The organism is Ruegeria arenilitoris, assembly GCF_013030985.1.
Taxonomy (GTDB): domain Bacteria; phylum Pseudomonadota; class Alphaproteobacteria; order Rhodobacterales; family Rhodobacteraceae; genus Ruegeria; species Ruegeria arenilitoris_B.
The window spans coordinates 59132-73925 of sequence record NZ_WPYP01000015.1 but is presented as its reverse complement, the minus strand read 5'-3'; the positions used below and the strand labels follow the sequence as shown (position 1 = coordinate 73925).

The 14794-nt window shown below is 56.7% G+C and carries 15 protein-coding genes; 13 read left to right on the top strand and 2 right to left on the bottom strand.

Annotated elements, in window-relative coordinates:
- Window positions 1-22: 22 nt before the first annotated feature.
- Together paaI and paaG are read right to left on the bottom strand one after the other, a co-directional pair.
- Window positions 23-448: a hydroxyphenylacetyl-CoA thioesterase PaaI gene (gene paaI / locus GOX88_RS22070; RefSeq protein ID WP_170407244.1), complete on the bottom strand. Its 426-nt coding sequence runs from the start codon at window positions 446-448 to the stop codon at window positions 23-25.
- A 2-nt stretch (window positions 449-450) separates the two neighbouring features.
- A complete protein-coding gene (gene paaG / locus GOX88_RS22065) occupies window positions 451-1236 on the bottom strand; it encodes a 2-(1,2-epoxy-1,2-dihydrophenyl)acetyl-CoA isomerase PaaG (protein ID WP_170407201.1) in 786 nt (261 codons plus the stop codon).
- Window positions 1237-1339: 103 nt separating this feature from the next.
- Between paaG and GOX88_RS22060 the strand changes: the two genes are divergently transcribed.
- The 13 genes from GOX88_RS22060 (at window position 1340) to paaD (ending at window position 14787) form a co-directional block, all read left to right on the top strand.
- Window positions 1340-3367, top strand: coding sequence for a 3-hydroxyacyl-CoA dehydrogenase NAD-binding domain-containing protein (locus tag GOX88_RS22060; protein ID WP_170407198.1), 2028 nt, complete (start codon window positions 1340-1342; stop codon window positions 3365-3367).
- 77 nt (window positions 3368-3444) lie between these two features.
- On the top strand, window positions 3445-4467 hold the full coding sequence (locus GOX88_RS22055; protein ID WP_170407195.1) for a TRAP transporter substrate-binding protein: 1023 nt from the start codon (window positions 3445-3447) through the stop codon (window positions 4465-4467).
- A gap of 108 nt (window positions 4468-4575) precedes the next feature.
- Window positions 4576-5031 carry a TRAP transporter small permease gene (locus GOX88_RS22050; protein ID WP_254443402.1) on the top strand — a complete coding sequence of 152 codons (456 nt, stop codon included), beginning with the start codon at window positions 4576-4578 and terminating at the stop codon, window positions 5029-5031.
- A complete protein-coding gene (locus GOX88_RS22045) occupies window positions 5028-6380 on the top strand; it encodes a TRAP transporter large permease (RefSeq protein ID WP_170407189.1) in 1353 nt (450 codons plus the stop codon). Before GOX88_RS22050 ends, GOX88_RS22045 begins: the two co-directional genes overlap by 4 nt.
- The gene (locus GOX88_RS22040) at window positions 6380-7567 is read left to right on the top strand and encodes a cytochrome P450 (protein WP_170407186.1); all 1188 of its coding nucleotides are present in this window, start codon (window positions 6380-6382) and stop codon (window positions 7565-7567) included. The genes GOX88_RS22045 and GOX88_RS22040 overlap by 1 nt, the downstream gene beginning before the upstream one ends.
- Before the next feature lie 119 nt (window positions 7568-7686).
- Window positions 7687-9717 (top strand): phenylacetic acid degradation bifunctional protein PaaZ, encoded by a 2031-nt coding sequence (gene paaZ / locus GOX88_RS22035; RefSeq protein ID WP_170407183.1) that lies wholly within the window; start codon window positions 7687-7689, stop codon window positions 9715-9717.
- Between the two features lie 49 nt (window positions 9718-9766).
- Window positions 9767-10582, top strand: a complete 816-nt coding sequence (locus tag GOX88_RS22030; RefSeq protein ID WP_170407180.1) for a PaaX family transcriptional regulator C-terminal domain-containing protein — start codon at window positions 9767-9769, stop codon at window positions 10580-10582.
- 209 nt (window positions 10583-10791) lie between these two features.
- Entirely contained in the window at window positions 10792-11994 is a 1203-nt protein-coding gene (pcaF, locus tag GOX88_RS22025) for a 3-oxoadipyl-CoA thiolase (RefSeq protein ID WP_170407177.1), read from the top strand.
- Between the two features lie 16 nt (window positions 11995-12010).
- On the top strand, window positions 12011-12211 hold the full coding sequence (locus GOX88_RS23365) for a hypothetical protein (RefSeq protein ID WP_217354286.1): 201 nt from the start codon (window positions 12011-12013) through the stop codon (window positions 12209-12211).
- Between the two features lie 64 nt (window positions 12212-12275).
- Window positions 12276-13253: a 1,2-phenylacetyl-CoA epoxidase subunit PaaA gene (gene paaA / locus GOX88_RS22015; RefSeq protein ID WP_170407174.1), complete on the top strand. Its 978-nt coding sequence runs from the start codon at window positions 12276-12278 to the stop codon at window positions 13251-13253.
- Window positions 13254-13276: 23 nt separating this feature from the next.
- A complete protein-coding gene (gene paaB / locus GOX88_RS22010) occupies window positions 13277-13561 on the top strand; it encodes a 1,2-phenylacetyl-CoA epoxidase subunit PaaB (RefSeq protein WP_170336421.1) in 285 nt (94 codons plus the stop codon).
- Window positions 13561-14319 carry a 1,2-phenylacetyl-CoA epoxidase subunit PaaC gene (gene paaC, locus GOX88_RS22005; protein ID WP_170407171.1) on the top strand — a complete coding sequence of 253 codons (759 nt, stop codon included), beginning with the start codon at window positions 13561-13563 and terminating at the stop codon, window positions 14317-14319. Before paaB ends, paaC begins: the two co-directional genes overlap by 1 nt.
- A gap of 6 nt (window positions 14320-14325) precedes the next feature.
- Window positions 14326-14787, top strand: a complete 462-nt coding sequence (gene paaD, locus GOX88_RS22000) for a 1,2-phenylacetyl-CoA epoxidase subunit PaaD (protein WP_170407168.1) — start codon at window positions 14326-14328, stop codon at window positions 14785-14787.
- Window positions 14788-14794 lie beyond the last annotated feature (7 nt).

Genomic DNA, 14794 nt, shown 5'->3' with positions numbered 1-14794 from the left:
GCGTTGCTCCTCCAGCGTATTTCTATTCGTCAAAATTCTGACCGCCAATCGCGCGGGACATCCCCCGGAATTCGGCGATAACGATGCCATCTTGATTGGTTACGCGCACGTCATAGACTCCGCTGCGGCCTGCAACGGCGGTTTCGGTGGCGGCTGCAGTCAGGCGGTCACCCAGCCGCCCAGGCGCGAGGTAACTCACCATTGTGTGTTGGGCGACAGTGGCCTTGTTGCGACTGTTGCAGGCAAAGGCAAAGGCGCTGTCGGCCAAGGCGTGGGTGACACCACCGTGACAAATGCCATGCCCGTTGCAGTGATGAGCCGCAACTGTCAGGGCCAGAACCGCACGGCCTTCGTCAACCTCGACGAGTTCCATGCCGAACCATTTGCTGGCCTCATCCTTTGCCCACATCGCAGCGGCTGATTTGGTGGCGCGTTCTTTCGGGGTCATCGTCATTTGCCCTGAAAAATTGGCGCGCGTTTTTCAAGAAAGCTGGACACGCCCTCTGCGTAATCCGCGCTTTCCCCGCAGATTTTCATAGCGTCCGCCTCGATCTCAAGATGATCCGAAAGGGTGGTGGTCGCTGCAGTCTGGATGCACTGCTTGGTCTTGCCCAGCCCAATGGTAGGCCCGTTGGCAAATTGATCGGCCAAAGAACGGGCTTCCGTCAACAGCTGTTCGTCGGGCAATGCTTTCCAGATCAGACCCCAGTCTTCCGCTTGCTTTGCAGACAGAGGTTGTGCCGTTAGCGCCAGCCCTTTGGCTCTGGCCTCTCCCAGCAGGCGAGGCAGATGCCAACTGCCGCCGGTGTCAGGGATCAGGCCAACTTTGGCGAAACTCTGAATGAACTTGGCACTTTCACCAGCCAGAACCATATCGCAGGCCAGTGCCAGATTGGCCCCGGCGCCTGCAGCGACCCCGTTCACGGCACAAATGACCGGGAAGTTCAGTGATCGGATCAAACGCACCAATGGCGCATAGAAGGTCCGTACGGTTTTGCTCAGATCAGGAGGGCTGTCCATTTTCGATGGGTCACGGTCGCCAAGATCCTGTCCGGCGCAAAATCCTCGCCCCGCACCCGTCAACAGGATCGCGCGCGCGCCGTTGTCTCGAGCGGACTTCAGCGCGTTTTGTAGCGCGTTGTGCATCTCATCGTTGAAGGAGTTCAGCTTGTCGGGACGATTCAGGGTAACTTCCACCCAGTTCCCGTGATCTTCTACAAGAATCGTATCGTTCATGACCGTCCTACCCGATGCCATTTCAACTTTATCATTGCATTAACCGAACGGTTGGTCAATATATAAACAAGTCTCGAATCTGAATCGCTTGAAGGGCACAGTCATGTCGCGCAGGTCACTTGTGAATGTTGAGCTGAAGGGCGATGTTGCGTGGGTCACCGTTGACAATCCGCCGGTAAATGCGACCTCGATTGGTGTCCGGCAGGGGCTGGTGGATGCAGTTGCAGCGGTCAGAGGCGCGCGGGTGGCCGTGCTGCGATGCGCGGGCAGAACCTTTGTCGCGGGCGGCGACATGTCCGAATTCGACGCGGCTCCGGTCGAGCCACATTTGCCCGACGTGGTGCAAATGATCGAAGACAGTGAGGTTCCATTTGTCGCGTGTATGCACGGAAATGTACTGGGTGGCGGGTTCGAAATAGCCATGGCCTGTGCATGGCGGATAGCGGCGCCTGGCACAGGGTTTGGCCTGCCAGAGGTTAACGTCGGCCTGATCCCCGGCGCGGGTGGTACACAGCGTTTGCCACGTCTTGTGGGGATGGAGGTTGCGATCGATGTAGCCTGTTCAGGCAAGGTAATGAAGGCCGAGACGTTGCAGCAGCTTGGCGCCATCGATTTGGTGGCAGACAATCTTGAAAGTGCGGTGGAAAGCTTTGTGGCCGATCTGCCGAAATGCCCTGTACCGGTAAGTCAACGCCCCGTCGGTGATTTTGCTCCTGATCTGATCGAGACCTCTCGTGAGCTATTAATAAAACGCGCCAAAGGACAGCAGTCCCCGCTGGAAAACTTGACTGCGCTGAGCTGGGCTAAAATGCCCTTCACCGAAGCGCAACCAATGGAGCGCGCGCGCCATCTGGCGCTTCGCCAAAGCGCGGAAAGCCGTGCTCTGCGGCATGCTTTCTTTGCTGAACGAGGCGTATCCAAGCCCGCGTTGATCAAAGACGCCGAGGCGCGGGACATCAACCGCATCGCAGTTGTCGGTGGTGGTTTGATGGGCGCCGGTATCGCAACCGCGGCTCTAAACGGTGGTTTGTCTGTAACGCTAATTGAGCGGAATTCTGAGGCCGCGACTTCCGCCTACGACCGGGTTGATGGGTTGTTGAAAGGCGCGGTCAAACGCGGGAAGTTGACTGAGGCGCATTATCTGGACTGTCTTTCAAAGTTTCGCGCCGTAGACAGCTATGCCGATGCAGCGGACGCACAACTGGCTGTCGAAGCGGTGTTCGAGGACATATCGGTAAAACAGCAGGTCTTTGCCGAATTGGCACAATATATGGACGCCAATGCAATTCTCGCCACCAACACGTCTTACTTGGATCCTGCCGAAATCTTCGCAGGCATCGATAATCAAGCGCGTTGTATCGGGCTGCATTTCTTCAGCCCGGCCCATGTCATGAAGTTGCTCGAAATTGTGCATACACCCCAGACGGCACCCGAAGTGGTGGCCACGGGATTTGCGCTGGGGAAGAAGCTGCGCAAGATTTCGGTCCTATCCGGTATTTGCGACGGGTTCATCGGAAATCGCATGCTTGCCGCTTATCGGCGCGAGGCTGATTATCTGCTGGCGGATGGGGCGTTGCCCTTCCAAATCGATCAGGCGATGCGGGACTTTGGAATGCCCATGGGGCCATACGAGCTACAGGACCTGACCGGGCTACAGATCGCTTGGGCCAACCGAAAACGCAATGCGGCTACGCGTGACCCGAACGAACGCTATGTCACCATCGCTGACCAGTTGTGTGAGATGGAGCGGTTTGGTCAGCGTACGGGCAAAGGCTGGTACCGATATGAAGAGGGAAAGCGCAAACCGATCCGGGATCCCGAAGTCGAGGCTTTGATCGAAAGCTACTCTTCTGCGCAGGGCATTGTCCGCCGTAGGTTTTCGACAGAGGATATTTCCTCTCGCCTTCTTGCCGTATTGGCCAATGAGGGCGCACTGATCATTGAGGAAGGCGTCGCCGAAAACGCTGAAGCCGTAGATATGGTTCAAATTCATGGCTACGGTTTTCCACGATGGCGTGGTGGACCTATGAACTACCGAAATGAAATCGGAGTGCCAGCGTCCCGCGCGAAGATGGATATTGTAGCGTCCGAAAGCCCCGGCTCATGGAGGGTTGCGCGGGAAAACTTTTGAAGCCCTCGATTAACCTACTGCATTCAGGCCGCATCTCGGGGCCATGAACTTAAACAGCCATCATCAGGGAGGATCCAATGGCTAAGTTTACAAAACTCACTTCTTTTCTGGCTGGTGCGACACTGGCTTTGACAGGTTCTGCGGTTTTTGCCGCTGACTACACGCTGACCATTTCCAGTTGGGCGCCGCCAACCCACGGCATCAACGCCAAGATGTGGCCGAAGTTCGTCGAGATGGTTGAAGAAGCCACAGATGGGCAGGTCACCGCTGAGTTGAAACTGGGCATTGCACCGCCGCCAGCACAGATGGACTTGATCATGGACGGTGCGGCGGATGCCTCGATCATTTTCCACGGCTACCAGCCCGGTCGCTTCGTCACCACCAAGATGATCGAATTGCCCGGGTATGAAGGCTCAGCCGAGGCTGCGTCGGTTGCCTATTGGCGCGCTTATGACAAGCACCTCAAGGCCGCCGACGAACATCGCGGTGTCAAAGTGATCGCGCTGCATACGCATGGACCGGCACAATTGCATTCCAGCAGCCCTGTCACCACGCTGGACGAGGTGTCTGGTCTCAAGGTTCGCATCCCCGGCGGTGTGGGTGGTGATGTCGGCACAGCGCTTGGCGCGACCGGTATCCAGGTGCCCGCACCGAAAGTGTACGAAACGCTGGCTTCGAAAGCAGCAGATGGTGTTGTGATGCCATTTGAGTCGCGCAAGGGTTTCAAGCTGACTGAAGTGGCCCAGAACGTCTACGAAGTTCCGGGCGGCCTGTATCGCGGTTCTTTCGCCTTTATCATGAATGAGGATACTTTTGCCGACCTGCCTGCAGAGTTGCAACAAGCGTTGGAAGAGCAGGTATTTGGCGAACCATTGAGCCGCGAAATCGGAAAAATCTGGGATGAGATTGATGCGATCGGCCGTGAAGAGACCGAAGTCACCGAGGGCAACGCGATCAACGAAGCGTCTGCCGACGACCTCGAAAAGTTCAATGCGATTGCAGTTGATGTGCGCGCCAAGGTCATTGACGAAGTGAACGGAACTGGCGTCGATGCTCAGGCCGCATATGACATGATCGTAACCGAAATGGCTGCGCAGTAACGCGACCCGGTTGGCGGTGTCTAACCGCCAACCATTTCGACCCGACGGGGAATAAATATGCAATCTCTCGTAACGTTAGCGCGCCGAATAAGTGTTTTTCCTACGCTGATGGCTTGTGTGGCGCTGTTTATCCTCATGGTCATGACGTTCTGCGACGTTGTCCTTCGGTCCATGTTCAACGCTCCGATCGAGGCGGCGACAGAGCTGACGCGCATTCTGATGGCAGTCCTCGTTTTCTCGGTTCTTCCGATGATCTCAGCTGGAAAGGGTCAAATTGCAGTTGACCTGACGGACGGGTTGTTTTCGCGTTTCCGTCTGAGCCGTGCACGGGATGCGATTGTCTATCTGACTTCAGGCATCATACTCTTCTGGCCGATTCAACGGGTGTGGGTTCTGGCGGAACGGGCGCGAGACTATGGTGATGTCACCGAGTACTTGTCGATCCCCGTTTTCTATGTGGGCTGGTTCATTGCCGCGTCTACTGCGATCACGGCCGTTGCGATGATCACGACCGGCCTTCTGTACATCTTTGCCCCCCATACTTTGTCGGAGCACACCCAATGACTGCCGCGCTGATCGGTTTTGCCCTTGTTCTTTTTCTCGTGCTTCTGCGCTTGCCGATTGTATTCGCAATGGGCCTCGTCGGGACGCTGGGTTTTGCATATGAGCGCGGAGGCAGCATTGTCTCGGAACGCGGCCTGAAGGCGGCAATGTCAATGGTGGGCCGCCAGATCACCGACACCGCACAGGACTACGGTCTTTCTGTTATTCCGCTGTTTATCCTGATGGGATTGTTCGTGAACAAAGGCGGGCTTGCGCGCGAACTCTACGCCGTTTCGAACGCTTTTCTGGGGCATTTCAAGGGCGGGATTGCGATGGCTACGGTTGCGGCCTGTGGTGGGTTTTCGGCCATCTGCGGCTCGTCCCTGGCAACGGCGGCAACGATGTCCAAGGTCGCCATGCCGGAAATGCGCCGCTATCGGTATTCGGATGAACTATCAACCGCTTCGATTGCGGCAGGCGGCACGCTGGGCATTCTGATCCCGCCGTCCGTGATCCTTGTTATCTACGGCTTGTTGACCGAAACATCCATCGGCAAGCTGTTCGTCGCCGGTATCCTTCCCGGTGTGCTTGGCATTCTTCTGTACCTGTTTGCTGTCCGCTGGACCGTCTGGCGCAAACCGGAATCCGGTCCGGCCGGTGAGAAACACGGTTGGGGTGAACGGCTGACAGCACTGCGATCGGTTTGGGCAGTGTTGTTGCTGTTCTTCCTGGTCATTGGCGGGCTTTATGGCGCGTTTGATTTTCACCCGCTGAACCTGACGTTCAGCCCGACGGAAGCCGCAGGAATGGGGGCCATGGGGGCCTTCCTGATTGCCCTGTCGCGCGGTGGGCTGAGTCTGAGTTCAACCTTCGAGGTCCTGAAGGAAACCACGTATACCGCTGCGGCCCTGTTCTCGGTTCTGATCGGGGCTCAGATCTTTTCGAACTTCATCAATCTTGCGGGTTTGCCCGAGGCGCTAATCGCTTTGGTCACGGCGTATGACGTGGAACCTTTTGTGGTGATCCTGATGATCCTCGGCATCTACATCATCTTGGGCTGCGTGTTTGAATCGCTTTCGATGCTCTTGCTGACCGTGCCGATCTTCTTTCCACTGGTGACGTCACTGGGATATGATCCGATCTGGTTTGGCATCGTGGTTGTTGTGGTAACAGAGATCAGCCTGATCACCCCGCCGGTCGGTTTGAATGTGTTCATTCTGAAAGGTGTGGTCGGGGATGTTTCCACCGGAACGATCTTCAAGGGTGTTACTCCGTTCTGGATTGCCGATATCTTCCGTCTGGCGCTGATTGTGCTGGTGCCTTGGCTGGTGCTGGTTCTGCCCGAGAATATGGGGGCGATGGGTCACTGATGTTCTCGCTGACGGCGCTTCCTGACGGGTTTCACGAGAACCCTTATCCAGCCTATGCTGCGTTGCGCGAGGATATGCCGGTTTGCCTTCAGTATGACGGCTCGGTGATCCTGTCGCGGTATGAGGACCTGGATCTGGTCTATCGGGATACGGCGCGGTTTATCTCGGACAAGAAAGCGGTGTTTGGCCCAAAGTATGGGGTCGGCAGTCCGCTATATGAACACCACACCACCAGTCTGGTGTTCAACGACCCACCCCTGCACACCCGCGTGCGAAAGGTGATGGTCGGTGCGATGAACCCACGTGCCTTGGCGCAGATGGAACCGGGATTGATTGAGCTTGTCGATAACTTGCTGGACCAGATGCAGGCCAAAGGTTCAGTCGAATTGATCGAGGATTTCGCCGGGGCGATCCCAATCGAAATCATTGGCAACCTGCTGGGTATTCCCAGATCCGAACGCGGACCATTGCGGGACTGGTCCCTGGCCATTCTTGGCGCCTTGGAACCGCGATTGACACCCGAACAGGAAGAGTGGGGGAACTGCGCCGTCACCGAGTTCAAGGCTTTCTTGCGGCATATTATCGATGATCGAGGAGCCAACCCGGGAAACCCGGAAACGGATGTATTGACGCGACTGATGCAGGATGACTCGGACGGCGGCTTGACCGAGGTTGAACTGTATCAGAACTGCATTTTCATCCTGAATGCAGGGCATGAAACCACGACAAACCTAATAGGCAACGCGCTGGCCCTGCTGGATCAGCACCGTGACAAAAGGGCCGAGTTGCAAAGCAAGCCAGACCTGATCGCCACGGCAGTGGACGAGTTCTTGCGCCTGGAAAGCCCGAACCAGTTTGGCAATCGTCTGACTACAGAAGATGTGACACTTCACGGTCACACCATTCCTGCTGGCACGGATATTCACCTGTGTATTGGCGCCGCCAATCGCGACCCAAGGCAGTTTGACCGGCCAGACGACATGTTGCTGGACCGCCGACCCAACAAGCACCACGCTTTTGCCGGTGGCCCGCACACCTGCGTTGGTCTGACGCTTGCACGGATGGAGGGCAAGATAGCAGTCAGCCGGTTCTTGAACCGCTTTCCAAACTATCAGATCGCAGACGGTGCAAAACGCGCGGGTCGAATTCGCTTTCGTGGGTTCGCTCAACTACCCGCGCAGGTTTGAGATGCCTGGGCGCGGAAATGAGTCTGTCTTTTTATTGACCGACCGTACGGTAGATATTATAGCTAACATAACCGCGCGCATAGGGCCGCGTTGATCATCTCAGGACTGAGGAGAGATTCATGACGATCCAACAGATTTCAAGTTTCGCGGCGGGCGAATGGATTGCACCGGGCGAAGGAGCCCGCAACATTGCCAGCGCTGTGACAGGCGAGGTGATTGGGACCGCAGGAAACAACGACCTGGATGTACAAGGCATGCTGGACTATGCGCGCAATGTTGGTGGGCCGGCGTTGCGTCAGATGACCTTCCACGAGCGTGCCAAGATGCTCAAAGCGCTGTCGGTGCATCTGGGCCAGCACAAGCAGGCCATGTATGATCTGTCCTTCAATACGGGCGCGACGCAGTCGGATCATCTGATCGATATCGACGGTGGGATCGGCACAATGTTTGTGTTCGCCTCGAAAGGCCGCCGCGAAATGCCCGACGGTCACGTGTATCTGGATGGTGACGTCGAACAGCTCTCGCGCAATGGTACGTTTCTCGGCCAGCATATCTGCACGCCGCTGCATGGTGTGGCCGTCCATATTAACGCGTTCAACTTTCCGGTTTGGGGTATGTTGGAAAAGTTGGCTCCGACCTTGCTGGCTGGTGTTCCGGCCATCGTCAAACCAGCGACGAATTCCTGCTATGTGACCGAATTGTGCGTGCGGCTGATGCTGGAGTCAGGCATTTTGCCTGCCGGGGCGCTACAACTCGTGTCGGGTGGCCTGAGTGACATGCTGAATCGTCTAACCATGCAGGACGTGGTCAGCTTTACCGGATCTGCCGACACAGCGCTGAAACTACGGTCCAACCGTGTCATTCTTGAAAATTCCGTGCGTTTCGTGGCGGAACAGGACAGTCTGAACTGTTCGGTGCTGGGCGTTGACGCCGAGCCGGGAACGCCAGAATTTGACCTGTTCATCAAGGAAGTTCAGCGCGAGATGACGACAAAAGCGGGTCAGAAATGTACCGCAATCCGCCGGATTATTGCGCCTGAACCTCATGTGCAGGCTGTGATCGAAGCGCTTTCCGCACGGCTGGCAAAAACAGTTATCGGCGACCCGAAACTTGAAACGACGCGCATGGGCGCCCTGGTCTCCAATGGCCAGAAACGGGATGTACTGGAAAAGGCAGCGATCATTGGCCAGGAGGCGGAACGCGTATTCGGTGACCCGGAAGATTTCGCCGTTGACGGCGCCGATGCCGAAAAAGGGGCCTTCCTGCCGCCGATGCTGTTCCATTGCGCCAACCCGGACGCGGCAAAGCGTGTTCACGACACCGAAGCCTTTGGTCCAGTCAGTACGATCATGGGGTATCGGGATACCGATCACGCAATTGAGCTGGCTAACAAGGGGCAGGGGTCTCTGGTCGCTTCGGTCATTACCCGCGACACAGATGTCGCGCGCAAATTCGCCATGGGCGCCGGGGCCTATCACGGACGGCTTTACTTCAACAACCGTGACTCGATGAAAGAGTCAACCGGCCACGGCTCGCCCTTGCCGCACATGGTTCATGGCGGCCCAGGTCGCGCAGGCGGCGGTGAGGAAATGGGCGGCGTGCGTGGTGTTAAACACTACATGCAGCGCACAGCCATTCAGGGTTCACCCGACCTGTTGACCGCGATCGGGTCGAAATGGGTCTCGGGCGCGACCGAGATCGAAGGTCCGGCCCATCCATTCACCCGTCGCTACAACGATCTGGCTATTGGTGAGACAATCCACACAGCATCGCGAACTGTTACGATCGAAGACATCGAACATTTTGCGGAATTCACCGGCGACACATTTTATGCGCATACGGATCAGGCCGCAGCGGAACGGAACCCGTTCTTTCCAGGTCGTGTCGCGCATGGATATCTGCTGTTGTCCTTCGCGGCCGGGTTGTTTGTCGAACCGAACGAAGGACCGGTTCTGGCCAACACGGGTCTGGACGGGCTGCGCTTTATGAAACCGGTTGTGGCGGGGGATTCCATCAAGGTTCGCCTGACCGTCAAGTCCAAGACAAAACGAAACGATCAGTATGGAGAGGTGCGCTGGCACGTCACGCTGACGCAACAGGATGATGAGCCTGTCGCGGAATACGAACTGCTGACAATGGTGGCATACTGACAATGACGGGCCGGATGGTAATTCGATCCGGCCCGCCTATACTGGGATCATGAAAGACGCTTCCTCAGATTGGTTCGACTCTTGTGTCAGTCATTTGACGTCCGAGGGTTCGCTGCGGGTGTGGTCGGTGCTTGTCACGATTTTTGGCGATCTGGCGCAAAACAAATCTGATCAGGTAAGCGGATCACTGATCACTGCATTGACAAGTCTTGTCGGGATCAAGGCCGAAGCGACCAGAGTCGCATTGCATCGATTGCGTAAAGAGGGGTGGATTGAAAGTACTCGTGTTGGACGCGCGAGTGTCCATCGACTTACGGAATATGGTCGCAACCAAAGCGCAGCTGCCGCGCCGCGCATCTATGCCCGCGAAACGAGCAAGCCGGAAACCTGGCATGTGCTGGTTTCGAGTAACTCGGAAACATCCCGAAAGGAATTGGCAGATCAGTTGCTGACAGGGGAATACGTCTCTTTGAACCCGGTAATGGCAATGGCATCGGGACCGATGCCGGATGATCTGGAGGAATTGCTGGGTTTTGAAGCCAGCGCGATTTCGGTTCCCGAGTGGTTACGAGAATTGTTCGGGCCGGAGCCGTTGAAGACCGCATACGATGATTTTTGGAAATCCGTTCGGATTATCGATGAATTGTTGCCGCAGACTGGGGTGGACGACCCAATGAAAACGGCGGTGCTGCGAATTCTTGTTGTCCACAACTGGCGCCGCATCATACTGCGCCACCCGGTCTTGCCTGCGGATTTTCTGCCAGCTGACTGGAAAGGTCCAGCCTGTCGCGAGGAAGTTTCCAGGCTTTTGGACAGGTTGCCTCGACCGCATCTCGCAACTCTGGAAGCAGAGCTGAATACTTAGGATCTGGATCGAGTTCCTTTCTGACTTTGACCTGCAAGCTGGTTTTGCTTCCGTAGCAGGGGCAACAGGTGGACAGACATTTTTAAATGTTACTAAATGGGGTTCATCATACTTTTTTTGGTAACATGACGCTTGCCTCGAATCGGCTGAAACACTATAAACCGACCATACGGTCTATAATAGACGCGAACGTACAGGAGACATCACAGATGGATGCATTCATTTGCGACGCGACGCGCACTCCGATTGGTCGGTATGGTGGTGCGTTGTCGTCGGTCCGCACGGATGATCTGGCGGCCATTCCGCTGGCTGCCTTGAAAGAGCGGAATCCGCAGGTCGACTGGTCCAGCGTCGATGATGTCATCTATGGGGATGCCAATCAGGCCGGTGAAAGCAACCGGAACGTGGCACGGATGGCGGCCCTGTTGGCCGGTTTGCCGATTGAAGTTCCGGGAACCACGGTGAACCGCCTGTGTGCCAGTGGCATGGATGCGGTTGGAATGGTTGCCCGAGGCATCAAGGCGGGCGACTATGATCTGGCTGTCGCGGGTGGCGTTGAAAGCATGTCCCGTGCGCCCTTTGTGATGCCCAAGGCGACATCTGCCTTTACGCGCAGCAACGCGGTTTACGACACCACCATTGGCTGGCGCTTTGTGAACCCGAAGATGAAGCAGGGCTATGGCATCGACTCGATGCCGCAAACCGCTGATAACGTTGCCGACGACTATGGTATCAGCCGCGCGGATCAGGACAGTTTCGCCGCGCGCAGTCAGGCCCGATGGGCAGCCGCGCATGAGGCAGGCCTGTTCGCGGATGAAATCACTCCGGTCTCGGTTCCGCAGCGCAAGGGTGATCCAATAGTGGTCGATACCGATGAGCATCCCCGCCCGGGAACAACGGCTGAAAAACTGTCTGGCCTCAAGGGTGTGAACGGCCCGGACAAAACGGTCACGGCGGGTAATGCCTCGGGCGTCAACGACGGTGCCGCAGCCATTTTGATGGCGAATAAGGCGGCAGCTGCAATGAACGGTCTTACTCCGATTGCACGGGTTGTGGGCATGTCCGTTGCCGGCGTCGAGCCGCGCATAATGGGTATTGGCCCTGTTCCGGCCAGCCGCAAGGTGTTGGCACGGGCCGGGCTGACCATTGAGCAGATGGATGTGGTAGAGTTGAACGAAGCCTTCGCGTCGCAAGGGCTGGCGACACTTCGCGAATTGGGCCTCGCTGACGACGCACCGCACGTTAACCCGAATGGCGGTGCTATTGCCATGGGACACCCTTTGGGCATGTCCGGAGCACGGCTCGTGATGGCTGCGGCCTACCAACTGCGCCGGACAGGCGGGCGGTACGCGCTCTGCACTATGTGCGTGGGTGTCGGACAGGGCGCAGCCTTGATCCTGGAACGGGTTTGATAGGGAGAGCACTGTTTTGACTGAGGCGATCCAGATTATCGACCACAGCAAACGGGCCGAGACGGCTTTTGTTGATCACCACATCGGGCTGGGGACAAAACACGAGCTGGCCTACTTGGAACCGCCCGAAGAATTGGCGCTTCGGGAAAACGCCGAAAATGGTTGGGAATTGGACTGCGAACCGCTGCGCAAAGAACCTTGGCGGCCCCGCATTTAAAGAAAACATGCGGGTTTTGAGCCACATATTCAAAATCTGATCCCATCCGATAGGAGGAAACACGATGTACGCACAAATGGTGAAGTCTGAAGCCACAAACGATGACCCCGAAAAGCTTGCCGAATTCCAGGCAAAGATTGACGCGGACATCAAGATTGAGCCGAAGGATTGGATGCCGCAAGGCTATCGCAAAACCCTGATCCGCCAAATTGGTCAGCACGCCCATTCCGAGATTGTCGGACAACTGCCCGAGGGCAACTGGATCACGCGCGCGCCCACGTTGGAACGTAAGGCGATCCTGCTGGCAAAGGTTCAAGACGAAGCCGGGCACGGGCTGTACCTCTACTGCGCGGCAGAAACCCTGGGCGTCAGCCGGGACGAAATCACCGAGATGCTGCTGGATGGTCGGATGAAATACTCGTCGATCTTCAACTACCCGACACTGAACTGGGCCGATATTGGCGCGGTCGGTTGGCTGGTCGACGGTGCGGCGATCATGAACCAGGTGCCGTTGCAGCGTACATCTTACGGACCCTACTCACGCGCCATGATCCGCATCTGCAAGGAAGAAAGCTTCCACCAGCGTCAGGGCTACGATGCCATTCGAAAGATGGCCGAGGGGACCCCGGAACAGAAGAAGATGGCACAAGACGCTCTGAATCGGTTCTGGTACCCCTCGCTGATGATGTTCGGGCCCTCGGACAAGGACTCGGTGCATTCGGCCCAATCCATGGCCTGGAAAATCAAGATAAACACCAATGACGAACTGCGTCAGAAATTTGTCGATCAGACCGTGCCACAGGCCGAATACCTTGGGCTGACCGTCCCCGACCCGGACCTGAAATGGAACGAAGAACGCGGTCACTATGATTTTTCCGAACCGGATTGGTCCGAGTTTTTTGACGTCATCCAAGGCAATGGGCCTTGCAACACAGATCGCCTGGCCGCCCGAAACAAAGCCTGGGACGACGGGCAGTGGGTGCGTGATGGTTTGCTGGCCCACGCAAAGAAGAAACGCGCCGGTCAAGTGGCCGCTGAATAAGTCTGACCTGAGGAGGAAACCCTATGAAAAACGAATGGCCCCTGTGGGAAATCTTTATCCGCGGTCAGCATGGTATGAGCCACCGCCATGTTGGTTCATTGCACGCCCCTGACGCGGAAATGGCTATCAAGAACGCCCGCGATGTGTATACGCGCCGTAACGAAGGCGTGTCGATCTGGGTGGTAGAAGCGAACAATATCTCGGCTTCGTCACCCAGCGATAAAGGTCCGCTTTATGAGCCCAGCGAAAGCAAGGTGTATCGTCACCCAACATTTTTCGATATCCCCGAAGAAGTGGGAGCGATGTAATGACCCGCGACGAAGCTTTCCTGCAATTTCTGCTGAGAATGGGTGACAACACACTCATCCTTGGTCACCGTGTGAGTGAGTGGTGCGGCCATGCGCCTGTACTTGAAGAAGATATCGCGCTGGCCAATACCGCGCTGGATCTAATCGGCCAAACCCAGATGTGGTTGGGTCTTGCCGGAGAGATCGAGGGCAATAAGAGCGCTGATGACCTGGCGTTCCTGCGCGACGCCTGGGATTTCCGTAACCTTCTGTTGGTCGAGGTTCCGAACGAAGACTTTGGGCGGACTTTGATGCGCCAGTTCCTGTTTGATGCTTGGCACTCGATCATGCTGGGGCGTCTGATCAAGTCGTCAGATGAACGTGTTTCCGCTATTGCGGCCAAAGCCAGCAAAGAGGTTGCCTATCATCTGGAACGTTCTGGTGACACGGTTGTCGGATTGGGCGACGGAACGGCTGAAAGCCATGACCGGATGCAGGCGGCGCTGGACTATCTGTGGCCATATGTTGGTGAGATGTTCGCCAGCGACGAGGTGGACGCCGAAATGGCAAAGGCAGGTATTGCGCCTAATCCCGCCGATCTGCGCGCTGAGTTTGATGCTTTGGTCCAGCGGGTATTGGCGGATGCAACGCTTACAATCCCGGAAAGCGATTTTGCGCACAAGGGCGGGCGCAACGGGCAGATGCATACCGAACATCTGGGGCACTTGCTGACCCAGATGCAATGGCTGCAACGCGCCTATCCCGGCGCAAGCTGGTAAGCTGAAATGGATCGGGTGCCGACAGACCAGATTTGGGAATGGCTGGAGGCCGTTCCCGACCCTGAAATACCAGTCATTTCAGTGGTCGATCTCGGTATTGTGCGCGATGTGCGCTGGGATGCCGGAACGTTGAGGGTGAAGGTCACGCCAACCTATTCCGGCTGTCCAGCGACATCCGTCATCAGCATGGACATCGAAACGGCGCTGCGGGATCACGGGATCGAGGACTTGAGGATCGAAACCAGCATCTCGCCTGCCTGGACAACCGATTGGCTCAGCGACAAAGGCCGCGCACGGCTTGAAGAATATGGCATCGCCCCCCCGCAGCCGGCGGGCGGTCCGGAACGTTGCCCGCAATGTGGCAGCAAGGCGGTTGAAAAGGTCAGCCAGTTTGGTTCGACCCCGTGCAAGGCGCACTGGCGTTGTACCGACTGTCTGGAACCTTTTGACTATTTCAAGTGCATCTGAGGAGGAG